We start from the raw sequence: 23,549 nt of genomic DNA on the forward strand, positions 1-23,549 counted from the left end.
TCCGGCCGACCGGCGCAGAGGCCGATCGGCCGCCCGGACGGCCCGCCGGACGGCCGCACCACACCCACGGGCCGGGGCGGACACGACACCATGACGGCGGCCAACGGAACCGGCACCCCGGGCAGCCCGGGCACCCCCGACATCCCCGGCAAGCTCGCCGGCCACTGTCTGGCCCTGCTCACCGAGGTCTCCCGCACCGGCCGCCTGCTCCGCCGCGCCGAACTCGAACGACTGCGCGACCTCGGCGAGCGCGCCGCCGAGGCCGGCCACGGACTGCGCGACCTGGTCGGCGTCTGCCTGGGCGCCACCCGCGCGTCCTGGCAGACCTTCCCCGGCCTCACCGCCGTCACCACCGCCGAGGTCCGGCGCACCGGCGACGCCGTGCTCGCCGCCACCCAGGCCGCGCTGGGCGCCGTCGCCGAGGGCCACGAACGCGCCCAGCGGATGGCCGTCCGCCAGGAGGAGGCCAACCGGCGGGAACTCGTCAACGACCTGCTGCACGGCCGCACCGACCTCGGCCGGCTCGCCGAACGCGCCGAACGCTTCGGCCTGCGGCTCGCCGCCGGCTACACCGTCGCCGTCGCCGTCGGCGCCGAGGCCTACCTGGAGGGCGCGCCCACCCCGCACCGGGTCCTGCGCGAACTCACCGGCCGCTACGACGACCGCACCCTGCTGCTGGCCGTCCGCGACGGGCGGCTGGTCTGCATCGCCTCCGACGGCGAACAGGCCGTCCTCACCGCCTTCACCGACCTCGCCCTGCGCCCCGGCCCCGGCTACCCGCCGGCCCTGCGGGTGGCCACCGGCCGCCGGTACGGCGGCACCGGCGGCATCGTCCGCAGCTACGAGGAGGCGCTCGCCACGCTGGAGTACGCGGAGCGGCTCGGCCTGCCCGCAGCCCGGCTGCGGGCCGAGGAACTGCTGGTCTTCCCGGTGCTGATGCGGGACCGGGAAGCCATGGCCGACCTGGTGCGGACCGTGCTCGGCCCGCTCACCACCGCGCGCGGCGGCGCCCGTCCGCTGCTGGAGACCATCACCGTCCAGGCCGAGGCCGGGTACGTGAACGCGGAGACCGCCCGGCGGCTGGGGCTGAGCGTGCGCGCCCTCGGCTACCGGCTGGAACGCATCCGCGACCTCACCGGCTACGACCCGTCGGAGGCGCTGCACCGGTACACCCTGGAGACCGCCGTGATGGGCGCGCGGCTGCTCGACTGGCCCGACCAGCCGCTCTGATCCGTTCCGTCAGACGTTTCGGACCGCCCCGCGTTGCTTGCGGTTTCCGGATATTTTCAGGGTGTCAAAGCGTCGTCAAGATTGCCGGATCCTGGCAGTGTGCGGACGCCCCGCCCCTGACAGGATCACTGCGGCGCACGGGGGATCCGGCGCTGTAGGAAAGAGTCTGGGGGGCGGGGCGGTTGCGGGGGAATTTCAGAGCCGCACCCGGCTTTCCGACTCTGGTGGTGACCGCTGAGTACTGGATGCTGGCCCTGCTCAGCGGCCTTGGCGCCGACGTCGTGTCCGGGGGACACGACGTCGGCCACCCCACCGGGACCCGGAACGGGGGGTGCGGCGCCGATCCCCATGTCGACGCCGTGCCCGGGGTTCTTCCGGACGATCTTCCCGGGGACCTGCTCGCTTCCGAACCCTTCCCCCTGGTCGGCCGCTCCTGCTTCGTCCTCCCGGGCGACGCCACCGCCACCGGCGGCTGGGCCGAGGTCACCACGGACGACGGCGCGCCGCTCCTCATCGCGGTCCGCACCCCACCCGGCGACCCCACCGTCCCGGCCGGCCGCACCGCCCTCCTCCACGCCCACGACCCGGCCACCGACAGCTACCTGATCACCCCGCTGGACCTGAGCGCCCTCTTCAGCTGACGGGCGTTCGACCAGCCCTGTCCTCCCGTCACCGCCGGGCCGCCGCCAGGAGGGCGGGGACGGTGGGGAGTTTGACGCGGGGGCGGCCGGTGGCTTCGCCTTGGGCGCGTTCGGCGCGGTCGATGGCGCGGAGGTGGCGCAGGCCGAGGGCGTCGGGGCGGCGGGTGCGGACCAGGCGGTCGAAGGCCCTGCGGTCGCCGGTCGGGTGGGGCAGGGTGCCCGCGACGGCGTCGTCCAGGAGGGCGTGCACGGTTTCCTCGGCGCAGGCGCGGTTGGCGCCGATGCCGCCGGAGGGGCCGCGCTTGGCCCAGCCGACGAGGTAGGTGCCGGGCAGCGGGCGGCCGGTCGCCGGGTCGAGGACGCGGCCGCCGCGGTGCGGGACGCTCGCGGTGGCCTCGTCGAAGGGCAGTCCGGGGAGCGGGACGCCGCGGTGGCCGATGGAGCGGACCACCAGGGCGGCGCGCAGCGGCCGGTCGTCGCCGGTCAGGCGGACGGCCTCGACCCTTTCGCCGCCCAGGAGTTCGACGGGCGCGGCGTGGAAGCGGAGCACGATCCGGCGGCCCGGCCGGGGCGGGGCGGAGCCGTCCAGGCGTACCAGTGGGAGGCCCGCCAGCAGGGCCGCGCCGGAGCCCTCGGGTGCGGCGGCGAGGGCCGCGCGGACCTCCGGCCGGTCGTCGACGACGAGTTCGACGCCCGGGAGCCGGGTGAGGGCGAGGAACTCGGGGGTGGTCCAGGCGGCGTGCTCGGGTCCTCGCCGGGCGGTCAGCACGACCTCGCGCAGCGGGCTGCGGCGCAGGGCGGCGAGGGCGTGGTCGGCGATGTCGGTGGCGGCGAGCCGGTCGGGGTCGGTGAGCAGGATCCGGGCGATGTCGACGGCGACGTTGCCGTTGCCGACGACCACGGCCCGTTCGGCGCCGGGGCCGGTGCCGGCGTCGAGGGCGACCGCGTCGGCGGGCACGGTGGGTTCGGCGTTGTACCAGCGGACGAAGGTGGTGGCGGGCAGGCTGCCGGGGAGGTCCTCGCCGGGCACGTCGAGCCGGCGGTCGGCGGCGGCGCCGACCGCGTACACCACCGCGTGGTGGTGGGCGGCGAGTTCGGCGTGGTCGAGGTCGGTGCCGACCTCGACGTTGAGGTGGACCCGCAGCCGGGGGTCGTGGAAGACGGAGGCGAAGCTCTCGGCGATCCGTTTGGTCGACTGGTGGTCGGGGGCGACCCCGTGCCGCAGCAGTCCCCCGGCCACGGGCAGCCGGTCGAGCATGGTGACCTCGGCGTCGGTGGTGCGCAGCAGGGCCTGCGCGGTGTAGCTCGCGGAGGGCCCGGTGCCGACGACGGCGACCCGCAGCGGGCCGGTCCCGAGGTCGAGGCCGGTGGGCAGGCTGCGCGGGAAGACGGGCGCGCCCCAGGCGTGGTCGGTGGGGTGGTCGCGGTACCAGTCGCGGTTGAGGTCGCCGTAGACGGCGTCGGGGCCCTGGAGCCGGTCGACCGGGAAGATCGCATCGACGGGGCAGGCGTCGGCGCAGGCGCCGCAGTCGATGCAGGCGGCCGGGTCGATGTAGAGCAGGTCGGTGCGGCCGAAGTCGGGCTCGTCGGGGGTGGGGTGGATGCAGTTGACCGGGCAGACGGACACGCAGGAGGCGTCGTTGCAGCAGGACCGGGTGATCGCGTAGGCCATGGCGGGGGCGGGGTTCCTCGCTGGGTGGGGTTCGGCGTGCGGGGGTACGGGTCGCGCGGCGCTCAGAGCATGTGGATGCGGCGGTAGAGCTTGGTGGACGGGCCGGTGAGCAGGCCGTTCTCGGCGAGGAAGGCCATCAGGTGGCGGCTGCTGGTGCGCATCATGGCGCGGCGGTGCTCGCTGGCGCGGACCTCGGCGAGGGCCCGAGCGACGTCCAGGCCGGCGGCCTTGTACACGGACGGGTGAACCATGCTGGTGACGATGACGTAGGCGCCGGCGGCGATGCCGAAGGCGGCGTTGCGGCGGCGCAGGGTGCCGGCCCCGCGCAGCCGTTCGCGGATCTCCTGGCGGGCGAACTTCATGTGCCGGGACTCCTCGACCACGTGGATCCGGGAGGTCCCGCGGACGATGTCGAGGACGTTCTCGCCGCGCATCCAGTCGCGCTGCATGACGTCCAGCACCTCTTCGGCGACCAGGATGCCGCCGTAGGCGAGTTCGCCGCGGGCGAGGGCCTTGTAGGCGCGCCCGGCCTGGGCGACCAGCTGGTTGGGCTTGTACTGGGGGACGCCCATCTTCTCGCAGGCCCGGGCGAACATGATCGAGTGGCGGCACTCGTCGGCGATCTCGGTGAGCGCGAAGCGGAACTCGGCGCTGGCCGGGTCCTTGAGGTACTGGTCGCGCAGCACCATCTGCTGAAGGATCATCTCGAACCAGATGCCGGTGGTCATGATCGAGCCGACCTCGTGGCGGGTGAGAACGACCCGCTGCTCCTCGGTCATCTCGGACCAGAGCGCGGTGCCGTAGAGGGTGCTCCACTCCGGGTTGAGCCCGTAGTGCCCGGGCTCCAGCGGGGCGTCCCAGTCGATCTCGGTGGCCGGGTCGTAGGAGAGGGTCGCGGCGGATTCGAGCAGCCGCTTGGACACGTCGTCGTCGGCGGCGGTGTGGGTCCGTCCGTGGCCGCCGGGGGTGAGGGTGGGGGTGCGTTCCGCCGAGTGAGCCATGGCTGCCTCCGTCAGGTGCGTGGCCTGCGCGGGGGCTCGTTACCGCGGCGTAGGCCCCGCTTATTGACGGAGATTACAATAAGAGCGGACGCCCGAGAACCCCCCGCGCACCGCCTCCTGTGCGACGGGGGCCACCGGCGGGACTGGCGGGCTCGGCGGGCCGGAGGATGATGGAGAGATCGCGGCCGTGATCCCGCCGACGGAGAGGAGCCGACCGGATGAGCACGGCGGACGCCCTGCAGCGTGGCCGATCCCCCTTCGTCGACAACGCCGTCGGAGCCCTGCTCGACGCGGACGGCCGGATCGTCCGCTGGACCCCGGAGGCGGCCCGGCTCCTGGGCGTCGACGCCCGGCAGGTCCGCGGACGGCCGGCGCGCGAGCTGCTCGACGACCCCGCGGGGTGGCCGGCCATGTCCGAGCTCACCGATCAGCAGCGGGCCGAGGGCTGGTCCGGCGAGGCGGTGTTCCGCTCCGGCCGGGGCGAACGGCTCGCGCTCTCCTTCCAGGTGCTGCCCCTGGACGCCCCGGTGGCCCCCGAGACCCCGGACGGCGCCGCAACCGCCGACGGCTCCGCAACCCCCGGCGGCTCAGGCACAGCCGACGGCCCCGGCACCGCCCGCTACCTGGTGCTCGCCGCCCCCACCCCGCAGATCGCCCGCTGGCGCCAGGACCAGGCGTTCACCAGCGAACTCTTCCTCCAGGACCGGGTCGGCCTGGCCGTCTTCGACGAACGGCTGCGCCTCGTCCGCACCAACACCCATCTGCTCCCCTACAGCGGTCTCCCCCCGGACCTGCGCGGCCGCCGCCTCGGCGACTTCCTCCAGCGGCAGGACGCGGCGGCCGTCGAGCGCGGGCTGCACGACGTGCTGCGCACCGGCCGGCCGCTGATCGGCGCGGAGGAGATCGTCCGCACCATCGAGGACCCGTCCGGCGGCGCGGTGATGGCCATCTCGGCGTTCCGGCTGCAGGCCCCGGACGGGCAGGTGATCGGGGTCACCGCGCTGTTCACCGACGTCACCGAACTCCACCGCTCGGGTGAACGGCTCGCCCTGCTGCACCGGGCCACGGCCGCCGTCGGCGGCTCGCTGTCGGTCGCCGGGACGGCGGAGGAACTGGCCGCCGTCCTCGCGCCGCCCGTCACCCCCGCCACGCCCGTCGCCGCACCGCCCACCGCCGCCCGGACCGCACCGGGCGCCGCAGGCCCGGGCGCCGCGCCCGTCCCGGGCCTCGCCGACCTCGCGGTGGTGGACGTCGCCGAGGCCGTGTTCACCGGCGGCGAGCCCACCCCCGGGCGGGACGGGCGGGTGCTGCTGCGCCGCGCCGCCGTCGCGGTCTCGGCCCCGTCCGGCGCACCGGCGCAGGGGCCCGGCGGCCCGGTCGCCCCGCCGCCGCCCCCGCCGGTCGGGGCGGCCGTGCACGCGCACCCCGACGAGCAGAGCGTGCACACCGACTTCCCCGCCTCGATGGCCGTCCCGCTCCGGGCCGGTGGCAGGCTGCTCGGCCGGGTGGCCGTCCACCGCGCCCCCAACCGGCCCCCGTACCTGCCGGCCGATCTGGAGCTGCTGCGCGAGATCGCCGACCGCGCCGCGCTCGCCCTGGACAACGCCCGCCGCTACGCCCGCGAGCACCGGGCCGCCGTCGGCCTCCAGCGCAGCCTGCTGCCGCCCTCGCAGGCCGAGACCACGGCCGTCTCCACCGCCAGCGTCTACCTGCCCACCGACACGGCGAGCGGCATCGGCGGCGACTGGTTCGACGTGATCCCGCTGTCCTCCGCCCGGGTCGCGCTGGTCGCGGGCGACGTGGTCGGGCACGGCCTCGCCGCCAGCGCCACCATGGGGCGGCTGCGGACGGCGGTCCGGACGCTGGCCGACCTCGACCTGGAGCCGGACGAGCTGCTCGTCCACCTGGACGACCTGGTGGCCCAGCTGATGGTGGAGGCAGAACGGCCGGACGAGGACGAGGACGAGGAGAACAGGGCGGCCGAGGACGGGGCAGCCGGGGACAGGGAGGACGACGAGGGCGAGCTGGACGGCCCCGGCGCGGCCTCCCGGCCCCCGGTCGGCCACGGCCTGTGGCTGGACGGGACCGGGGACGGCGCGGACGAGCAGCAGACCGTGCCGTTCGGCGCCACCTGCGTCTACGCGGTGTACGACCCGGTGTCGCGGCACTGCGCGATGGCCTCCGCCGGGCATCCGCCGCCCGCCGTCGCGGCGCCGGACGGCCGGGTGACCTATGTGCCGCTCCGGCCCGGACCGCCGCTCGGCGTGACCGGCCTGCCGTTCGAGGTGACCGAGGTCGAGCTGGAGCCCGGCAGCCTGCTCGCGCTCTACACCGACGGGTTGCTGCTGGGCTACGCGGACGACCTGGAGGAGGGCATGGACGCGCTGTCGCACCGGCTGGCCGCGGCGGCGAACCCGCCGGAGGGCGCCGTCACCCCGGCCGGGGCCTCGCTGCGGCAGCTCGGCCGGGACCTGGTCGCCGACCTGCCGGCCCACCGCCTCACCGACGACGTCACCCTGCTGCTGGCCCGGACCCGCGAGGTGCCGGCCGCGGACACCGCCGGCTGGACCCTGGACGCGGACCCGTCGGGGGTCGCCCGGGTCCGCGAGGCCGCCACCGCGCAGCTGCGGCAATGGGGCCTGGAGGAGCTGGAGTTCACCACCGAACTGGTGCTCAGCGAGTTGGTCACCAACGCCATCCGGTACGCGGGCGGCCCGGTCGGCGTCCGGCTGATCCGGGCCGAGCGCCTCACCTGCGAGGTGTCCGACCCCAGCGCCACCCAGCCCCGGATGCGGCGGGCCCGGCTGACCGACGAGGGCGGCCGGGGGCTCTACCTGGTCGCCCAGCTCACCACCCGCTGGGGCAGCCGCTACACCCGCCGGGGCAAGACCATCTGGGCCGAGCAGGAGCTTCCGACCGGCTGACGCCGGGGGCGCCGGGCCGACGCCGGTACCCGATCGGCCGATGCCGGGACACGCCCGCGTTCCGACCAATCCGGGGGGATCACGGCTCTCCCCCGGTGTGATTGGTGCTCTGATCTGCTGACTCACCCACCAAGGAGAGACATGCGTACTCGCACCGCCCTCGCCGCCGGCGTCCTCGCCGTGGCCGCCCTGCTCGCCGGCGCCGGCACCGCTTCCGCCGACGCCGCCGCCAACGGCCTGGCCTTCGGTTCCCCGGGCGTGCTTTCCGGCAACCAGATCCAGATCCCGGTCCACATCCCGATCAACGTCTGCGGCAACTCGATCGGCGTCATCAGCGCGCTGAGCCCGGCGTTCGGCAACACCTGCATCAACGCCTGACCCACCGGGTCGCCACACACGCAGCACGACGCGGGTCCGTCCCTCCGGGGGACGGGCCCGCGTCCGCGTGCCGGGGTACGACTACCGGCGGCTGAGGCCCTTGTCGATCGCGGTGATCAGCTCGCCGTTCGGGGTGTCCCCGTCCAGCGACCAGATCATCGCCCCGCCGAGGCCCTCGCGGCGCACGTACTCGGCCTTGGTGCGCAGCACGGTGGCGTCGTCGTACGTCCACAGGGTGGTGCCGTCGAACAGCCAGGCGTGGCCGTTGCGCTGACCCCGGTACAGCTTGTAGGTGCCGGAGTCGGCGAGCTTCTTCAGCGCCTTGTAGTCCTCGGTGCCGGCCGTCCAGGTGGCCGGGGCCGGCCCGGCGGCGGGCTGGCCGAGGCCGTTGCCGCCGCCCGTGACGCCCGTCCAGCCCTGGCCGTAGAAGGGCAGGCCGGTGACCAGCTTGCGGGCCGGGGCGCCGCGCCGCAGCCAGGCGTCGACGGTCCCGTCCAGGCTGAAGTCGTTGCGCGCGTACAGCGCCGACTGCTGGGCGGTGGTCTTCTCGCCGGAGACGTGGAAGTCGTAGCCCTGGAGGTTGACGAAGTCGAAGTCCCGGATGATCTTCGAGACCTCGAAGCCCGCGTCGATCTTGGCGGGCGCGGTGGGCACGTAGGCGCTCAGCTCGAAGTGCTTGCGGCCCTTCAGCGTCCTGCCGTACGCGTCCACCTGGGTGCGGAACTCGTGGACCAGCTTGGTGAAGTTCTGCTTGTCCTCCGGGCGGATCCCGTTGCCGGGGTTGCCCTCGGAGCCCGGCCACTCCCAGTCGAGGTCGATGCCGTCGAAGATCCCGGCCGCCGCGCCCGCACCGCCCCGGACGCCGTCCTTGGGCAGGTTGCCCTTGAGGTAGAGGTCGATGCAGGAGGAGACCAGCGCCTTGCGGCCCGCCTCGGTGCGGACGGCGTCCGAGAAGTACGCCGAACCGCTCCAACCGCCCAGCGAGATCATGACCTTGAGCTCGGGGTGCTTCGCCTTGAGCTCGCGCAGCTGGTTGAAGTTGCCCGCCAGAGCCTGCGTGTCGGTGTCGGCGACGCCGTTCACCGCCTCCTCCGCGCCGACCGGGCGGACGTAGTCGGCCCACCCGTCGGAGCCGGGGCCGCCGATCTGGCAGGTGCCGGCCGAACCGACGTTGCCGAAGGCGTAGTTGATGTGGCTCAGCTTGCCGGCGGTGCCGCTGGTCTCCAGGTCCTTGACGTGGAAGTTACGGGCGTAGATGCCCCACTGGATGAAGTACCCGACCCGCTTGTAGGCGGCCCCGCCGTGGCGCGCGGAATCGCCCGCCCCGTCGAGATCGGCGGCCGCGGCCGCCGGGGCGAGCGGGGCCAGCAGCGCCAGGACGGCGGCGGTGGCGGCGCCGAAGGTCAAACGGGTGGAGAGTCGGTGACGCATGGTCGAGATCACCCCTAGTGCGGTGGGCCGCACGATCGTGGGAACGGTGGACGGCGCAGGGAGTCCGCAGGGTGTGCCCGTACCGGGCGGCGACGACTCTTCACGCCAAGGTCTATACCTGTCAACGGACTTCGCAAAGGTTTTGCAAAGCAGGTGGGAAGTCGGCGAGTGGCGGGCGTCACACCGGGCCGTGTCACAGGCCGCCGGGCCGTTCCGTCTTGAGGGGTGAAGCACCGACCACCACGAAGGAGCACACCCCATGGACGCGCGACTGAACTTCTTCACCAACCCGACCGGCGCCAAGTTCATCAAGAGCCTGATGGCCCTGGGCAAGGAGCTCAAGGCCCTGCCGCTGCCCGCCGCCACCCAGGAGCTGGTGGCCCTGCGGGTGAGCCAGATCAACGGCTGCGCCGTCTGCATCGACATGCACACCAAGGACGCGGCGGCCGCCGGGGAGACCGCGGTGCGGATGAACCTGGTCGCGGCCTGGCGGGAGGCCATCGTCTACACCGAGGCCGAGCGGGCCGCCCTGGCCCTCGCCGAGGAGGGCACCCGGGTCGCGGACGGGGCCGGCGGCGTCCCCGACGAGGTCTGGGCGAAGGCCGCCGAGCACTACGACGAGGAGCAGTTGGCGGCCCTGGTGATGCTGATCTCGTTCATGAACCTCGCCAACCGGGCGAACATCATCACCCAGCAGCCGGCCGGCACCTACGTGGCCGGGCAGTTCCACTGACCGCCGCGGGTCCGCCGGCCCCGGGGCGGCGGACCCGGCCCGGCGGGCCACCGGCATGATCGTTTCGACAGACGTCCGTTCGAGGGGAAGGAAGCCGGCGTGAGCAAGGTCGAGGAGTTCGAGGAGCTGCGGCCGCTGCTGTTCTCGATCGCCTACCGGATCCTCGGCAGCGTGGGCGAGGCCGAGGACGCCGTACAGGAGGCCTGGCTGCGCTTCGACGCCTCGCCGACCCGGCCCGACTCGGTGAAGGCCTTCCTGTCCACCACGGTCACCCGGCTCTCGATCGACGTGCTGCGCCTGGCCCGGGTCCGGCGCGAGGCGTACGTGGGCCCGTGGTTCCCCGAGCCGCTGCTCACCGACCCCTACCAGGACCCGGCCCGGGCCGCCGAGCTGGCCGACTCGGTGTCGATGGCAGCGCTCCTGCTGCTGGAACGGCTCAGCCCGCTGGAACGCGCCGCGTTCGTGCTGCACGAGGTGTTCGGCTTCGGGTACGACGAGGTCGCCGAGTCGGTGGGCCGCTCCGAGGCGGCCTGCCGGCAGCTCGTGACACGCGCCCGGCGGCACATGCGGGAGGGGCGGCCGCGCTTCGAGGCCGAGCGCAAGGAGCGGGACGAACTCGCGGCCCGCTTCTTCGACGCCCTGCGCGAGGGCGACATGGCCGGGCTCCAGGAACTGCTCGCGGCCGACGTGACCATGGTCGGCGACAGCGGCGGCAAGACCCCGCAGCTCGCCCGGGCCGTCGCCGGCGCCGTGAACGTCGCGAGGCTGCTGGCCGCGATCGTCCCGCTGATGGCCCGGATCGACGTGACCTTCGAGCCGCACGAGGTCAACGGACGGCCCGGCGCCGTGTTCCGCGACCGCGAGGGCCGGGTGCTGACCACATTCGTCCTTGAGGTGCTGGACGGCCGGATCGGGACCGTCCGATCCGTCACCAACCCCGACAAGCTCGCCCACCTGGGCCCGGTCGCCGACGCCTGGGCCGTCCACCAGGAGCTCAAGCAGGCCCGTCGGTCGTCCTGAAGCGGCGAATGTGATCGCCGCCCCGAGTGTGGGCCGGCACCGCCGACGGCGCCACGATGAATCCGATCGGTCGGCCCCGACCGGCGGGAGCGGCCCGGCTGTGCGGGGATGGGTACTGCGGTGCGCGGATCGTTCTTGCACCCACCGCGTGTTGTCCCATGCCCTGGAGGAACCGTGCGACACCCCGCGACCCGTCTGCGCACCCGAGTGCCGGTGCTGGGACTGGCTGTGCTGGCGGTGACCCTGCTGCTGCCCTCGGTCGCGGCCGAGGGCAGCAGCAGGGACCGCTACGAGTGGGCCGCGCTGGGCGACTCCTACACAGCCGGCCTCTTCATCGGGGATCCGCGGCCCGCACTGGGCAGCACCGCACGGGACGGGTGCGACCGGACCACCGGGTCATACCCCGACCTCGTCCGGCGGACGCTCGCCGCCCGCCCGCCGGACCGGCCCGTGCGGCTGACCGACGTCAGCTGCGACAACGCCACCATCGCCAACATCACCCGCGAGAGGCAGCAGCCGGCCAGCCCGGTGCAACCGCCCGGCGGGGACCCCGCCGGGTGGCCCGTGGTGGATCCGCAGATCCGGCGGGCCCGGCTCGGCGAGCGCGCCGACGTCGTCACCGTCGGCGTCGGCGCGATCGCCCTGCCCTTCGGCGAATGCCTGGAACTGACCCTCGCCCACATCCCCTGCGCGGCGTACTTCGCGAATCCACCGGAGGGCGTGGAGGGCCTCGCCGCGAAGCTCGCCAGGATCCGCGACGAGTACGGCCGGATGCTCGACGTGATCCACCGCGCCGCACCGCACGCCACGGTGATCACGGTCGGCTACCCGGCCGTCCTGCCGGAGCGGGGCAGCGCCTGCGGCGGCGGTCCCACGCAGCTCGGCCCGATCACCCCCGCCGACATCGACTGGCTGCGCGAGGACGCGTTGAAGGCGATGAACACGATCATCCGAACGGAGGCGGCGAAGCGCGGCGACAGGTACGTCGACCGCTACACCTCCAGCGTGGGCCACGACGTGTGCGCCCCCGAGGACACCCGGTGGATCGAGGGCATCTGCGGCGACGCCGAGCCGTTCTGGCCGGCCGCGGTGCCCGGCGGCCTGCCGTTCGACTGCGCCGCCATCGGCAAACGCGCCACCCTCCTGCACCCCAACGCCGGGGAACACGCCAACGCCGCTCCCCTGGTGGAGCGCGCCGTGCGCGAGGCCCTCCTCGAACGCTGACCGCAGCGCCCGGGAGGACGGGCCGGGGCCAATTCTCTCCCCGGAATGTGGGGGCCGCCGAGGTGTTCTCGGCGGCCCGAGAGCCCGGAATCCGCCAACGAGGGGCCGATTCCGGTACTCCTGCCCGGAGTTCGGCCCGATCGGGGACGGAGGCCCGGGCCAGTGCCAGCATGTGCCATGTGCAGCGTGACACGACACAGGTGGGCTGGGGCTCCTCCTGTCATCGAAGGAGAAAATTCTGATGAAGCGTTTCGTCGCCGTCCTCGCGGCCGGTGCCGCACTGTCCGGGCTCGGCATCGCGGGGGCCGGCCAGGCCGCCGCCACGCCCACGGGTACGACCACCTGCGGCTACGGCGTCGGGGCCCAGGTCTGCCTGACGATCGACGGCCGCCTCGCGTCCGCCACCGGCTGGGTGTCATCGACCGGAGGGCCCGCGCAGCTCGCCTCGTTCGAGCTGGAACTCCGTACCACCGGCGGCGCGATCCTGGAGCGCGAGAACCTCGGCGCCGTGGTGCCGGCCGGCGGAATCACGGTCGGCCCGGTGGCGAGCACCGTCCCGTGCGGCACCGGTGTCACCGCCACCTTCACCACCACCAGGGCGGGCCGGCCGACGGTCACCGCCACGGTCACGGTGCCCGCCGTCTGCTGAGCCCGTCCGGTCGACGCCGGACGGGCGCACGGCCGTCAGGGAGCCGGTACCGGGTCCCGCCAGATGTCCATCGGGACGGCGCGGACGGCACGTCCGTCCGCGCCGAGGATCCGGCCCATCCGTTTCACCGTGCGCAGCGCCACCCGGCGCTCGGCCACCCGCAGGTCGGGGAACCTGCGGGTGAGCGCGGCCTCCAGGCGCTGGACGTCGGCGAGGGAGCGCTGCCAGACGGAGAGGACGAGGTTGTGCGCGCCCGTGACGGACACGCACAGCCGGACCTCGGGGAGTCTGGCGAGCTGGGGGCCGACCTCGTCGAGCCGGTCCGGGGGGAGGTCGGCCCGGAAGGTCGCCAGGACCGGCCGGCCGGCGTCGCGGGCCGCGATCTCGCAGCGGAAGCGGATCGCGTCGGAGCCCGCCAGCCGGTCGAGGCGACGGCGCAGCGTGGACGGGCTCAGCCCGGTCGCGGCGGCCAGCCCGGCCTGGTCGAGGCGGCCGTCGACGCCCAGTCTGATGAGCAACTCCCGGTCTTCTTCGCGGAGTTCGGCCCGTGCGGCGAACGGCTTCCCGTTGCCCGCCGACTGATCGTCGTGCAGTTCCCCGCGCTGGGCCGGGTCCAGCGAGTCCAGGCGCCAGCGGATGCCCTCGGCGTAGAAGCCGGTGGCCAGGTGGACGCGGACGGAGTCGACCCCGGGGATCCGGCCGAGCCGTTCGGCGGTGTAGCGGGAGACCGCCGCCAGGTCGGTGAAGGCCGCGGTGACGGCGAGGTCGCAGCCCTGGGCGAAGTGCTCGATGCTCATCACGTGCGCGTCCTCGGCCAGTTCGTCGGCGATCCGCCCGGTCCGGTCGGGGGCGCAGTCGAGGTCGAGGTAGGCGACGCACCCGCGGTCCTCGGGGTGCGGCAGACCGTAGGCGGTCACCCAGGCGATCCCGGCCTCCGAGAGCCGCTGCCAGCGGCGGGCCGCGGTGACCGGGCTGATCCCCAGGGTCTGGCCGAGCAGCGACCAGGGCGCCCGGGGGCGCAGCTGCAGCGCGTTCACCAGGGCGAGGTCCAGCTCGTCGACCGTCACCGTCGGGCCGTTCACCGTCGTGCCTGTCGCCTCCGTGCCGGTCTCCTCCGCACCGGTCACCGTCGGCTTCCGGTCGATTCGTTCATGAAAGGGGCTCTCCGTGGCGTGATCCTGCGAAATCGCGAGCGACTCCCGCCGCGGCACCCAGAATCACGGAACGAGACCGCTCCGCACAAATCCCGCCGCACGCGGGTCCGATGGAGGTACCTGTGTCCCTGCACGACGACGCCCTCGCACTGGCCCCGGACCTGGTCCGGCTCCGCCAGGACCTGCACCGCTTCCCCGAGGTGGGCCTCGATCTGCCGCGCACCCAGGAGCGGGTGCTGCAGGCCCTGGACGGGCTGCCGCTGGAGGTGAGCCTGGGCACCGGCCTGAGTTCGGTCACCGCGGTACTGCGCGGCGGCCGGCCGGGACCGGCCGTGCTGCTGCGCGGTGACATGGACGGCCTGCCGGTCGTGGAGAAGACCCCGGTGCCGTTCGCCGCCGAGAACGGCGCGATGCACGCCTGCGGCCACGACCTGCACACCACCATGCTCGCGGGCGCCGCGCAGCTGCTGGCCGCGCGGCGGGAGGAGCTGCACGGTGACGTGGTCTTCATGTTCCAGCCCGGCGAGGAGGGTTGGGACGGCGCCGGTGCCATGCTCGCCGAGGGCGTGCTGGACGCGGCGGGGCAGCGCCCGGTCGCCGCGTACGCCCTGCACGTGTCGTCGACCATGCCGCACAAGGAGTTCAGCTCCCGGCGCGGGCCGATCCTCGCCGCGTCGGCCGCGCTGCACGTCACCCTCCACGGTGCGGGCGGCCACGGCGCGGTGCCGCACCGGGCCAAGGACCCCGTACCGGCGGCCTGCGAGATCGTCACCGCCCTGCAGACCATGGTGACCCGCCGCTTCGACATCTTCGACCCGGTGGTGATCACCGTCGGGATCCTCCAGGCCGGCACCCGGCGCAACATCATCCCCGACACCGCCCGCTTCGAGGCGACGGTGCGCACCTTCTCCCCCGAGGCGCAGGCCAAGGTCGCCGACGCCTCGGTGGAGCTGGTCCGGGCCATCGCGGCCGCCCACGGCCTGCGCGCGGAGATCGAGTACCTCCCCGAGTACCCGGTGACCGTGACCGACGAGTCCGAGACCGACTTCCTGGCGGACACCGTCCGGGAGGTCTTCGGCGAGGAGCGCTTCCGGACGCTGCCGAACCCGATCCCCGGCTCGGAGGACTTCTCCCGGGTGCTCGAGGCCGTCCCGGGCTCGTTCGCCTGGCTCGGCGCCGCCCCGAAGGGCAGCGACCCCGATACCCTGCCGTCCAACCACTCGCCGCACGCGGAGTTCGACGACGCGGTCCTCCCCGACGGCGCCGCGCTCTACGCCGAACTCGCCGCCCGCCGCCTCGCGGCCTGAACCACCCATCGATGAAGGAACGTTCAAGCACATGACCGAACCGCGCGACGTGGTCGAGCAGCAGCTCGCCGCCTACAACAGCCACGACCTCGACGCCTTCCTCGCCACCTACGCCGAGGACGTCACGATCCGCCGGACCGACGGCAGCCTCCTCCAGGGCAGGCCGGCCCTGCGCGACACGTACGCCGGGCAGTTCACCGAGGGCCGGTGCCGGGCGGAGATCGCGGGGCGACTCACCGAGGGCGACTGGGTGGTCGACCACGAGATCGCCCACGGCCTGTCCCCCGAGCCGCTCCGCGTCCTGGTGGCGTACCGCGTGCGAGACGGTCTGATCGACCGGGTCGACTTCCTGGGCTGATCGACGCCGCAGCCACTGCAGGCAGGGAAACCGGAACGGCCGGTCGGATCCGACGATCCGACCGGCCGTTCTCCGCAATCGGCCAGGAGATTATGCGAGAACGCGAGTAACTGCCCCATCGCCCTTGCGATGCGCCGCGCACCGTCCGTAGCGTGCCGATCACAGCTACGGAGGAAGGGGAAGGCCAGTGGGCGACGAACTGGAACTGACCATGATCGCCGGCGGACCGTGCGGGCCGTCCGGCGATGACGACAAGTGCGGAAACGGCGACTGCCCGACGATCTTCACCACGAACCTGCCGGGACTGCTGGCAGTCCAGGGCTACACGACCGACCGCACCACGCCCGACGGTGAGGCCATCGTGACCATCCCCGAGAGCCTGCTCCGGGAGGCCTTCCGTGCTCTTGGACGGTGAGGAGTGGCAGAACTACTTCCGGGACTTCGAGCGGTCCGCCTTCCGGATGGAGGTGCATCAGATCTACACCATGCCCTTCGAAGCCGAGACGGTCGCCGGCTTCCTCGCCGGCGACCCGGTCCCCGACGGCTTCAACTCCGAGTGGCACGACTGCATCCGGGACCACCGCGCCGCCGGCCGGACGATGACCCGCGCCAAGCTGGTCTGCCTGCCGCTGACCGACTACAGCCGCTACCTGTTCGAGTGGTGCATCCCCGGCAACGTTGCCGCCGGTGAGGACTACCGGATCGTGGACCTGACGACCCGGGACCTCGACGTTCCGGACCAGGACTTCTGGCTGTTCGACGAGTCGGTGGTCGTCCACATGAACTACCGGCCGGACGGGACACAGATCAACCGGACGCTGATCGAGAACCCGGACATCTCGAAGTACCTGCGCTGGCGCGACCTGGCGATTTCCGAATCCGTCCCGTTTGCAGAGTGGAACAGTGCTCGAACCTGAACACCAAGGACGTCAACGGAAGAACCTGGCGGAGGCTCTTCGGAGCCTCCGTTCGGCGTCCGGCCTGTCTGGCAGTCGACTCGCCGTTCGCTGCCAGATGAGTCAGGCGAAGATCAGTCGGATAGAGACCGGGAGCACACTCCCGAGCGTCATCGACGTCGAACGGATTCTCGCCGCACTGAACGTTCCCGAGGAAATCGCCCGGGAACTGCTGGAGCTCGCTCGCACGGCAAATGTGGACTACACGGCATGGCGTACCCATGCCCGCCTCGGACTCCATCAGAAACAGGCCGAGCTGAAGGCGCTCGAACAGTCGTCGACCCTGATGCGGCACTTCCTCCCGGCCGTCCCCACCGGCTTGCTGCACGTGCCCGAGTACGCTGCCGCAACGCTTCAGCCCGGCGTAAGGAGTGAGCCGGCGCGCGACGTGCCCAGGGTTGTCCAGGCCCGCGTGGCCCGCCAGGCCGTCCTGGACGACCCGCGCCGCCGGTTCGTCTTCCTGATGACCGAGCAGGCTGTCAGATGGCGCCGCGCGCCACTTTCGACCATGGCCGCCCAAGCCGCCCACATGGCCCGGGTCTCCGAGAAGCCGAATGTGGATATAGCGATCGTCCCGCAGACGGTTCAGGTCCCGGGTTCGCCCATGAATATTTTCGTCATCTACGACGACAGGCTTGTGACGGTCGAGCTATTCTCCGGGGAAGTCGTTCTACGCACCCCACAGGAAATCATCCATCACATCGAACTCTTCGAACTTTTCATGGGTCATGCCCTCACGGGAGCAGGAGCAAAGGCTTTCCTGCTCGATCGGGCCGACGAGTTCATGCGGGAACGCGAATAGCTGTGGATCGCAGCACCCGGCGCATTTAGCGTGGTTTATCAGTAACACCGAACGGCCCGGGCACCACCCGGTGTCCGGCTCCGCCCCAGTGCGAGGAGTCACCAGGATGACGACTCCCGGCCCCAACAGGCCTCCGGGCCCGGGTCCGATGCCGCCGGACGGCGACAGCACCGACAACACCCACGACGAGTAGGAGGCCAGTTCCGTGAGCACTGTCACGATGAAGCACAAGGGCAACGAGAAGCCGCCGCCGAAGCACGCGGGCAAGCCCGCGCCGGAGCAGCCCGCACCCGACCCGAAGTAGTCGGCCGACAACAGGGGTGGGCCCCCGCCCGACGGGGGCCCACCCCTTCAAAGGAGCGACCATGGACCCCGATCGGCTCCACATCTCCTATGCCATGCGGCAGTTCGCCGACGAGACGTGGACCGGGCGGGCGGAGCGGTGGACAGCGAAGTTCTACGTTCCCGACGAGAAGATCGGCACCGCCGAGATCACCCGTGTCATCCCGGGCGTCACGCCGAACCCCCGTGCCGCCTTGGAGGGCGACCCCGGCCTCCTCGACCGGATCCCCCGGGTGATCTTCGGCGAGGACGGCAGCCTTGCCCCGGCCGTGTCCGCGCTGAGTCCCGTACTGCTGCTCCTGCTGGAGTCCGTCCGCGTCTCGGATGCGTGGCGCGGCAAGGGAGTCGGGATGCGCCTGACCGTCACCGCGCTGCGGCGTCTGGCCGTCCCCGGCACGGTGGCCGTGTGCTACCCGGCACCGATCCACGATCACGGGCCGGACGAGCCGTGCTCGTACGCGTCTGACGATCCGGAGGTGCGGCGACCGGACGAGGAGGCGATGGAGAAGCTCCGACTCGCTTGGGAGCGGCACGACTTCCGGCCCATCGGTGAGGGCGTGTACGCCCGGAGGATCGAACCATGAGCGGCAGGCGCCGACGGCAGCCCTCCCGCGCGCAGATCTGGGGTGCACAGCGTGGTTCGGGCCGCGCCGATGGACATCCACATCGGCGCGGACAACAGAACGGCCGGTCGATCCGAGGATCGACCGGCCGTTCTTCGCGTGCGGGGGGTCGGGCCTGGTGCCGGCCCGGAGCGCGCGCCGGTGCCTCGGCTCGATCGTCAGCAGATGACGACCAGGCCGGTGAGGGCCGTGCAGGAGACCGAGGCGGAGTTGTTGGTCGCGTCCGGGTCGGGGTCGGTCCCGGTGATGGTCGCGGTGGCGGTGAGGGCTCCGAGCGCGAGCGGGTTGATCTGCGCGGTCACGGTCGGGACGAAGCCCTGCCCCGCGGGCATGCCCGTGAGGTCGCAGGTGAAGGTCTTGGCACTGTTGTCGTAGGGGCAACCGGAGATGTCGATGGTCGCGCCGGTCGTCTGGGCCGGGAGCTGGACGACGGCGGTGACCGTGCCCGCCGCACGGTCGGGTCCGGCGTTGCCGAAGAAGACGCGGTAGGCGACGGCCCCCGGCGATCCTGTCGCGGTGACCGTGGCGTAGAGGTCGGCGGGCCCGGAGGCGTGGGCAGGCTGTGCGAGGGCGAGCAGTCCGGTGGCGAGCAGGGCCGTGAACGTTCCGGCCGCACGGGTGCCGAACGGGCGCATGAGAGTTCCCTTCATAGCGTCACACAGTGCTGTCGGAGGGGAGCTCTAGGAGCGCGGGCGTCCTGCCCGGTGGCCTTGGCGTGAACGGGGTGACTCGATGTCCTGATCCGGTCCCGCCTGACGGCCCGGCTCGCGCAACGACGGGCACCCCGAGCTCGGACGGCGCGGCCGTTCGCCTCGGTTTCCCTGATGTGGTCGTTGAGCGATCGCTGCTGGAGGCTCGGCACAATCCACTGGCACGCCGGGTTCTCGCCAGGCAAGGTTTGCGGCCATGCGCTATCCCCACACCGACCCCGAGCTCATGGACCTGGTCCGACGATTCGTCACGCCCGGGCGGCGGTACCTGCGGCTGGGTGGAAGCTCTCTGCGGTTGAGCGGGCCCGAGCGCGAGCTGTTCATGAGGGAGTTGGCCCAGGCCGCCGGGGAGATCACTCCCGCTGAGCTCGGCATCCTATTCGAAGGCGGTTGGCGCGAGCGCAAGACTGCCTCCTGGCTGGTTGCTGTTGCCGGCAGGACCGAGTTCCGCAGTTCCATCGGCGAACTCCTGTTGGCCAGCGGCGGCCATTACAGCGGGTCCTACTGCATCACCCTTGCCACGTTCGGCACCAGCGCGGACGCAGATCTGATCTGCCGATACCTTGATCGCTACTTGCCTCGACCCGAGCTCATCTGGGACCAGACCTTTGCTCTCAGCACACTGCTCCACCTCGATGCCGTCCTGGGGGCCGAGCGAGCATCCTCATACCTTGCCCCCGGTGGACTGTGGCAGCAGTGGACCGATGCCACGTCGAACCCGGTGCGGGATCCGCAGGAGTACCGGCAGATCGTGGAGCAGGTCAGTTCCTTCGCCAGTGAGTGCGCTGAACTCCTCGCCGGAATGGACCCCGGGCGCTGATCCCGCCGCCCGACCGACCGGGACCGGGCCGACGAGCCCACCCCGGGACGATCCACGCTCGCCGCCGGGCCGGCCGACGGCTCATGAGTATCGTCATCGACCACGGCACCATCTGCATATGCCCGGCAGGGCAGCGACTCGGTCCCGTCCTCGCGTGATCGCCGACGAAAGAGCAACAGATGCAACCGACTGTCCTGTTCGACCTGGACGGCCTCTTGATCGACTCCGAGCCGATCTGGGACGCGGCAAAGCGTGAGGTGTTCGGTCCGCTCGGCCTGCACCTCACCGCGGAGATGCAGGCGGCGACGCGCGGGCTGCGGCAAAGGGACATGGTGGCCCACTGGTTCGATCGGGCCACCCTTGAAGCGGACCCCGACGAGGTCGAGCAGCAGATCGTGGCCGCCGTGTGCCGTGGGCTGGCGGGGGTGGTGCTGAAGCCCGGCGCCGAACACGCCGTCGCGGCATGCGCGCGAACATCGAGGGCGATGGCCGTCGTGTCGTCCTCGCCGGAGTCGGTGATTCGGGCCGCGCTCGCGAGCACCGGCCTGGACCGATCCTTCGATGCCGTGTTCTCGGCCGAGGACGACGAACACCGCAAGCCCCACCCGGGCGCCTACCTCCGCGCAGCCGCCGCTCTCGGCGCGTCACCCGACGAATGCATCGTGATCGAGGACTCGCTCAACGGCGTCCTCGCCGGCGTATCGGCCGGGATGGCGGTCGTCGCCGTTCCCGAGGCCGCTGATCGCTGCGATCCTCGCTATGCGATTGCCACTCTGGTACTGGAGTCCCTCAAGGACCTCGATACCTCTGCATTCGGCGCGCATGTGTCCGGGGGAAGCCAGGACGCACGGCGCGGCAGCGTCTCGTAGTCGCGCACCGGGCGCCGCGAGCGCATCAGCCGGCTCAGCGTGCGTTCCACCACCCAGCGTCCGGGCAGCACCACGAACCCTGAGGGATCGTCGCTGCGCTTGACGATCTCCGGAGCGAGCCCCAGTTGCTGCTTCGCCCAGCGGCCGCTCGTAGACGACGTGGGCGCGGTGGGAGGGTCGCCCCTCACGGTGTCGTGAGGGGCGATCCGTACATCCGGAAACTGGAACGGCCGGTCGGATCCGAGGATCCGACCGGCCGTTCTCTGTGTGCGCGAGGGGGGAGTTGAACCCCCACGCCCTTTCGGGCACTGGAACCTGAATCCAGCGCGTCTGCCTATTCCGCCACCCGCGCAACTGGGTGATGGGTAAATAGTAGCCCATGCCCAGGGGTGGTCCTAACCAACCGGGAGTGACCCGTCCCGGAGGGCGGAGACGAAGGAGGACCAGGCGGCGGAGGGGAAGAGGAGGACCGGCCCGGAGGGGTCCTTCGAGTCACGCACCGGGACGATGGCGGGGGAAGGGGACCCGAGGGCCACCTCGATGCACTCGCCGCCGTTGTTCCCGCTGTAGCTGCTCTTTCGCCAGGCCATCCCGAGATCGACGCTCTTCATACCGGTACCCCTCCATCGCATCGGCGATCAACGCCCGAGAGTCGCTGACCGAGAGCACGTCCCCGCGCAGCAGATCATAGTCACCCCGATGCTGGGCAACGACGGATGCGGCATCGCTGAAGTGCCCTCGGTAGAGACTCTCCGAGTAGAGCCATTCGCTCCCATCCGGCATCTCCAGCAGGAACATTGAGGTTCCGGGGCGCCTCGACGGCGCACAGCCGAAGGGCACGATCTGGATGCTGACGTTGGAACGCTCGCCGACCTCCAGCAGGTGCTCCATCTGCCGCCTCATCACCCCAGGGCCACCGACGACACTACGGATCACGCTCTCGTCCAACACAGCGATGTGCAACGGACCGTCGGGCCCGAGCAATCGCTTCTGCCGACTCATACGCGCGGCCACACGCTCCCGCAGCAAGGTCGGACTGTCCCTGTCGACGCCGGTTCGAAACATTGCGTGCGCGTAGTCCGCGCACTGCAACAGGCCGTTGACCTGGACGCATTGATACACGCGGATCGCCAACGCCTCCGCTTCCAGGTCCACATACTTCTGGAACCAGTCCGGATGCTCCACATCGGCCTGCCAGTCCACGCGCTTCCAGAGCAGGTAGAGCATGCCTCCGGTCTGGAGGATCCGGTCACAGGCCTTGACGGAGTCCAGGGGCATCGGCCGGTGACCGCCCTCGTACCGCGTCACCACCGTGCGGTCGCAGTGCAGGAGCTTCCCCAACGCCTCCTGCGTGAGGCCCGCCTGCTCCCGGGCGAACCGCAGCGCCTCCCCGAACAGCTTCGCCGGGCTCGCCGTCGGTCCCGCATCTACCTTCCGATGTGACACGTCCGTCACCCCTCTTGTGCCGTGCCCCGCTGCACCACGAATCGGCAGTCACCGTACCCATGGAGCAGCGATGATTGACACCGGAACGCAGTTATTCGCTTGCACAGCGTGAATATCGCGCCCCATTCGCGAGCCCGTTCCACTCCCCCCTCTCACCCGAAGGCTTCGCCATGCCCTGTCTCCGCCTCCCCCGCCGGCCCCGCGAGTTCGCCGCCCGCCTTCCCTCCCGGAACGACTCGGCCCCCCGCGCCCGTTCGTTCCTCCGCGCCTACCTGGCGGGCCTGCCTCGCGGCGAATGCTTTTCCGACATCGGCGAGTTGCTGCTTGGCGAACTCGTCACCAACGCCGTCCGGCACTCCGACGCGCCGCCGGACCGCCTTGTGGAAGTCCGGTTCGCCGTCGTCGCCGACCGGCTCCGGATCGAAGTGCACGATGCCGGCGCCGGTCGCCCCGTCCTCCGCCCCTCCCCCGACCCCGACGACGAGCACGGCCGCGGCCTGCTCCTCGTCGACGAACTCGCCGAGCGCTGGGGCTGCTGCCCCCGCGCCGGCGGGATCGGCAAGTTCGTCTGGGTGGTGATCTCCCCCGCCCCCGGGTTCACCGAGCTGGTCTTCGGCCGGTCGCCGAGACTCGTCACCGTCTGAGCGTCACTTCCCGGCCGCGGCCTCCAGGGTGGCGCGCCACAGCGGGCTGTCGACGTAGTGGTTGTCGTAGAGCTCGGAGGAGTCCTTGATCTCCTGCGGGCTCGCCTCGCCCCGCATCACCCGGCCGAGCAGGCGCAGGTAGTCGAAGCGCGGCATCCCCGGGGTGAAGACGAACAGCACGTCGGCCTCCGAACCGGGCGCTGCCGCGAAGGCGTGCGGGGTGTGCGGCGGGACGAGCAGGAAGTCGCCGCTCTCCAGGGTCTCGACCTTCTCGTCCAGCAGGACCTGGAGCTTGCCGCCGATGACGAAGAACAGCTCCGACGCCCGGGTGTGGAAGTGCGCCGGGGCGCCGACCGCGCCCTTGGCGAAGGTGGACCGGTAGCTGGTGACCGGGCTGCCGTCGGTGCCGTGGTCGGCGAGCAGGGTCATCACGCTGCTCGGGTCGCTGGTGGTCTCGGCGGTGGCGGCGCGGGTCAGGATGGGCTTGATCGGGCCGGCGTTCATGGTGGTTCTCCCCGTCTCGGGTGGCTCCGGCTCCCCTGCCGTCGCCTTGTGATGATCACTCTATGAGCCCGATCGACCCATTGACGGGTGCATTTCTGCACCAGAAACATG

General features: G+C 72.1%; 25 protein-coding genes, 1 tRNA gene and 1 pseudogene. 17 read left to right on the top strand and 10 right to left on the bottom strand.

Annotated features, from left to right (window positions below; genetic code table 11):
• Window positions 1-90: 90 nt before the first annotated feature.
• Entirely contained in the window at window positions 91-1,230 is a 1,140-nt protein-coding gene (locus tag IF01_RS0121125) for a PucR family transcriptional regulator (RefSeq protein WP_078880153.1), read from the top strand.
• Between the two features lie 227 nt (window positions 1,231-1,457).
• A complete protein-coding gene (locus tag IF01_RS0121130; RefSeq protein ID WP_157855303.1) occupies window positions 1,458-1,871 on the top strand; it encodes a hypothetical protein in 414 nt (137 codons plus the stop codon).
• Between the two features lie 28 nt (window positions 1,872-1,899).
• Here IF01_RS0121130 and IF01_RS0121135 read toward each other — a convergent pair whose 3' ends face one another.
• Both IF01_RS0121135 and IF01_RS0121140 read right to left on the bottom strand, forming a co-directional pair.
• A complete protein-coding gene (locus IF01_RS0121135) occupies window positions 1,900-3,543 on the bottom strand; it encodes a 4Fe-4S binding protein (protein ID WP_030395039.1) in 1,644 nt (547 codons plus the stop codon).
• A 62-nt stretch (window positions 3,544-3,605) separates the two neighbouring features.
• Window positions 3,606-4,544, bottom strand: coding sequence for an AurF N-oxygenase family protein (locus tag IF01_RS0121140; RefSeq protein ID WP_030395040.1), 939 nt, complete (start codon window positions 4,542-4,544; stop codon window positions 3,606-3,608).
• A 218-nt stretch (window positions 4,545-4,762) separates the two neighbouring features.
• On the opposite strand from IF01_RS0121140, the gene IF01_RS0121145 reads away from it, so the two are divergent.
• Both IF01_RS0121145 and IF01_RS0121150 read left to right on the top strand, forming a co-directional pair.
• Window positions 4,763-7,468: a SpoIIE family protein phosphatase gene (locus IF01_RS0121145; protein ID WP_051755794.1), complete on the top strand. Its 2,706-nt coding sequence runs from the start codon at window positions 4,763-4,765 to the stop codon at window positions 7,466-7,468.
• Between the two features lie 141 nt (window positions 7,469-7,609).
• On the top strand, window positions 7,610-7,846 hold the full coding sequence (locus tag IF01_RS0121150) for a chaplin (protein ID WP_030395042.1): 237 nt from the start codon (window positions 7,610-7,612) through the stop codon (window positions 7,844-7,846).
• Window positions 7,847-7,927: 81 nt separating this feature from the next.
• On the opposite strand, the gene IF01_RS0121155 is transcribed toward IF01_RS0121150, so the two are convergent.
• The gene (locus IF01_RS0121155) at window positions 7,928-9,277 is read right to left on the bottom strand and encodes a glycoside hydrolase family 18 protein (RefSeq protein WP_030395043.1); all 1,350 of its coding nucleotides are present in this window, start codon (window positions 9,275-9,277) and stop codon (window positions 7,928-7,930) included.
• A 259-nt stretch (window positions 9,278-9,536) separates the two neighbouring features.
• Between IF01_RS0121155 and IF01_RS0121160 the strand changes: the two genes are divergently transcribed.
• From IF01_RS0121160 to IF01_RS0121175, 4 genes are all read left to right on the top strand, one after another.
• On the top strand, window positions 9,537-10,010 hold the full coding sequence (locus IF01_RS0121160; RefSeq protein WP_030395044.1) for a carboxymuconolactone decarboxylase family protein: 474 nt from the start codon (window positions 9,537-9,539) through the stop codon (window positions 10,008-10,010).
• 99 nt (window positions 10,011-10,109) lie between these two features.
• The gene (locus IF01_RS0121165; RefSeq protein ID WP_030395045.1) at window positions 10,110-11,030 is read left to right on the top strand and encodes an RNA polymerase sigma-70 factor; all 921 of its coding nucleotides are present in this window, start codon (window positions 10,110-10,112) and stop codon (window positions 11,028-11,030) included.
• A gap of 174 nt (window positions 11,031-11,204) precedes the next feature.
• A complete protein-coding gene (locus tag IF01_RS0121170; protein WP_030395046.1) occupies window positions 11,205-12,254 on the top strand; it encodes an SGNH/GDSL hydrolase family protein in 1,050 nt (349 codons plus the stop codon).
• 241 nt (window positions 12,255-12,495) lie between these two features.
• On the top strand, window positions 12,496-12,903 hold the full coding sequence (locus tag IF01_RS0121175; RefSeq protein WP_030395047.1) for a hypothetical protein: 408 nt from the start codon (window positions 12,496-12,498) through the stop codon (window positions 12,901-12,903).
• A 35-nt stretch (window positions 12,904-12,938) separates the two neighbouring features.
• Here the strand turns inward: IF01_RS0121175 and IF01_RS0121180 are convergent, their stop codons facing one another.
• A complete protein-coding gene (locus IF01_RS0121180) occupies window positions 12,939-14,030 on the bottom strand; it encodes an Lrp/AsnC family transcriptional regulator (protein WP_051755797.1) in 1,092 nt (363 codons plus the stop codon).
• A gap of 149 nt (window positions 14,031-14,179) precedes the next feature.
• Here IF01_RS0121180 and IF01_RS0121185 point away from each other — a divergent pair, with 149 nt between their 5' ends.
• The 6 genes from IF01_RS0121185 (at window position 14,180) to IF01_RS0121215 (ending at window position 18,406) form a co-directional block, all read left to right on the top strand.
• Window positions 14,180-15,364, top strand: coding sequence for a M20 metallopeptidase family protein (locus IF01_RS0121185; RefSeq protein ID WP_030395049.1), 1,185 nt, complete (start codon window positions 14,180-14,182; stop codon window positions 15,362-15,364).
• Window positions 15,365-15,395: 31 nt separating this feature from the next.
• Window positions 15,396-15,722, top strand: coding sequence for a nuclear transport factor 2 family protein (locus IF01_RS0121190; RefSeq protein ID WP_030395050.1), 327 nt, complete (start codon window positions 15,396-15,398; stop codon window positions 15,720-15,722).
• A 187-nt stretch (window positions 15,723-15,909) separates the two neighbouring features.
• The gene (locus IF01_RS0121195; protein ID WP_341845497.1) at window positions 15,910-16,137 is read left to right on the top strand and encodes a hypothetical protein; all 228 of its coding nucleotides are present in this window, start codon (window positions 15,910-15,912) and stop codon (window positions 16,135-16,137) included.
• On the top strand, window positions 16,121-16,639 hold the full coding sequence (locus IF01_RS0121200) for a DUF6879 family protein (protein WP_030395052.1): 519 nt from the start codon (window positions 16,121-16,123) through the stop codon (window positions 16,637-16,639). The genes IF01_RS0121195 and IF01_RS0121200 overlap by 17 nt, the downstream gene beginning before the upstream one ends.
• On the top strand, window positions 16,626-17,480 hold the full coding sequence (locus IF01_RS0121205) for a helix-turn-helix domain-containing protein (RefSeq protein WP_030395053.1): 855 nt from the start codon (window positions 16,626-16,628) through the stop codon (window positions 17,478-17,480). Before IF01_RS0121200 ends, IF01_RS0121205 begins: the two co-directional genes overlap by 14 nt.
• A 365-nt stretch (window positions 17,481-17,845) precedes the next feature.
• The gene (locus IF01_RS0121215) at window positions 17,846-18,406 is read left to right on the top strand and encodes a hypothetical protein (protein ID WP_030395054.1); all 561 of its coding nucleotides are present in this window, start codon (window positions 17,846-17,848) and stop codon (window positions 18,404-18,406) included.
• A 197-nt stretch (window positions 18,407-18,603) separates the two neighbouring features.
• Here IF01_RS0121215 and IF01_RS44135 read toward each other — a convergent pair whose 3' ends face one another.
• Window positions 18,604-19,095 carry a DUF11 domain-containing protein gene (locus tag IF01_RS44135; protein WP_157855304.1) on the bottom strand — a complete coding sequence of 164 codons (492 nt, stop codon included), beginning with the start codon at window positions 19,093-19,095 and terminating at the stop codon, window positions 18,604-18,606.
• A 256-nt stretch (window positions 19,096-19,351) separates the two neighbouring features.
• On the opposite strand from IF01_RS44135, the gene IF01_RS0121225 reads away from it, so the two are divergent.
• On the top strand, window positions 19,352-19,975 hold the full coding sequence (locus tag IF01_RS0121225) for a DUF6000 family protein (protein WP_030395056.1): 624 nt from the start codon (window positions 19,352-19,354) through the stop codon (window positions 19,973-19,975).
• A 179-nt stretch (window positions 19,976-20,154) separates the two neighbouring features.
• On the top strand, window positions 20,155-20,844 hold the full coding sequence (locus tag IF01_RS0121230) for an HAD family hydrolase (RefSeq protein WP_051755799.1): 690 nt from the start codon (window positions 20,155-20,157) through the stop codon (window positions 20,842-20,844).
• Here the strand turns inward: IF01_RS0121230 and IF01_RS45735 are convergent.
• The 4 genes and pseudogenes from IF01_RS45735 to IF01_RS0121240 form a co-directional block, all read right to left on the bottom strand.
• Window positions 20,820-20,954, bottom strand: a pseudogene (locus IF01_RS45735) (IS5 family transposase); the annotation flags it as partial. The gene IF01_RS0121230 and the pseudogene IF01_RS45735 sit on opposite strands and share 25 nt — an antisense overlap.
• Window positions 20,955-21,112: 158 nt before the next feature.
• Window positions 21,113-21,196: transfer RNA gene (locus IF01_RS0121235), tRNA-Leu, on the bottom strand.
• 43 nt (window positions 21,197-21,239) lie between these two features.
• Window positions 21,240-21,380 carry a DUF397 domain-containing protein gene (locus IF01_RS50130; RefSeq protein WP_233290163.1) on the bottom strand — a complete coding sequence of 47 codons (141 nt, stop codon included), beginning with the start codon at window positions 21,378-21,380 and terminating at the stop codon, window positions 21,240-21,242.
• Window positions 21,337-22,290 (bottom strand): helix-turn-helix domain-containing protein, encoded by a 954-nt coding sequence (locus tag IF01_RS0121240; protein ID WP_030395058.1) that lies wholly within the window; start codon window positions 22,288-22,290, stop codon window positions 21,337-21,339. The genes IF01_RS50130 and IF01_RS0121240 overlap by 44 nt, the downstream gene beginning before the upstream one ends.
• 170 nt (window positions 22,291-22,460) lie before the next feature.
• On the opposite strand from IF01_RS0121240, the gene IF01_RS42115 reads away from it, so the two are divergent.
• Window positions 22,461-22,934: an ATP-binding protein gene (locus IF01_RS42115; RefSeq protein ID WP_078880157.1), complete on the top strand. Its 474-nt coding sequence runs from the start codon at window positions 22,461-22,463 to the stop codon at window positions 22,932-22,934.
• 3 nt (window positions 22,935-22,937) lie between these two features.
• Here the strand turns inward: IF01_RS42115 and IF01_RS0121250 are convergent, their stop codons facing one another.
• A complete protein-coding gene (locus tag IF01_RS0121250; protein WP_030395060.1) occupies window positions 22,938-23,438 on the bottom strand; it encodes a cupin domain-containing protein in 501 nt (166 codons plus the stop codon).
• Window positions 23,439-23,549 lie beyond the last annotated feature (111 nt).

This window comes from Kitasatospora purpeofusca, assembly GCF_000718025.1.
GTDB lineage: Bacteria > Actinomycetota > Actinomycetes > Streptomycetales > Streptomycetaceae > Kitasatospora > Kitasatospora purpeofusca.

Coding starts and splice junctions, on each gene's coding strand:
- IF01_RS0121125 (WP_078880153.1), top strand. CDS start 91: ATGACGGCGGCCAACGGAACCGGCACCCCGGGCAGCCCGGGCACCCCC.
- IF01_RS0121135 (WP_030395039.1), bottom strand. CDS start 3,543: ATGGCCTACGCGATCACCCGGTCCTGCTGCAACGACGCCTCCTGCGTG.
- IF01_RS0121140 (WP_030395040.1), bottom strand. CDS start 4,544: ATGGCTCACTCGGCGGAACGCACCCCCACCCTCACCCCCGGCGGCCAC.
- IF01_RS0121145 (WP_051755794.1), top strand. CDS start 4,763: ATGAGCACGGCGGACGCCCTGCAGCGTGGCCGATCCCCCTTCGTCGAC.
- IF01_RS0121150 (WP_030395042.1), top strand. CDS start 7,610: ATGCGTACTCGCACCGCCCTCGCCGCCGGCGTCCTCGCCGTGGCCGCC.
- IF01_RS0121155 (WP_030395043.1), bottom strand. CDS start 9,277: ATGCGTCACCGACTCTCCACCCGTTTGACCTTCGGCGCCGCCACCGCC.
- IF01_RS0121160 (WP_030395044.1), top strand. CDS start 9,537: ATGGACGCGCGACTGAACTTCTTCACCAACCCGACCGGCGCCAAGTTC.
- IF01_RS0121175 (WP_030395047.1), top strand. CDS start 12,496: ATGAAGCGTTTCGTCGCCGTCCTCGCGGCCGGTGCCGCACTGTCCGGG.
- IF01_RS0121190 (WP_030395050.1), top strand. CDS start 15,396: ATGACCGAACCGCGCGACGTGGTCGAGCAGCAGCTCGCCGCCTACAAC.
- IF01_RS0121215 (WP_030395054.1), top strand. CDS start 17,846: ATGGACCCCGATCGGCTCCACATCTCCTATGCCATGCGGCAGTTCGCC.
- IF01_RS44135 (WP_157855304.1), bottom strand. CDS start 19,095: ATGAAGGGAACTCTCATGCGCCCGTTCGGCACCCGTGCGGCCGGAACG.
- IF01_RS0121225 (WP_030395056.1), top strand. CDS start 19,352: ATGCGCTATCCCCACACCGACCCCGAGCTCATGGACCTGGTCCGACGA.
- IF01_RS0121230 (WP_051755799.1), top strand. CDS start 20,155: ATGCAACCGACTGTCCTGTTCGACCTGGACGGCCTCTTGATCGACTCC.
- IF01_RS42115 (WP_078880157.1), top strand. CDS start 22,461: ATGCCCTGTCTCCGCCTCCCCCGCCGGCCCCGCGAGTTCGCCGCCCGC.
- IF01_RS0121250 (WP_030395060.1), bottom strand. CDS start 23,438: ATGAACGCCGGCCCGATCAAGCCCATCCTGACCCGCGCCGCCACCGCC.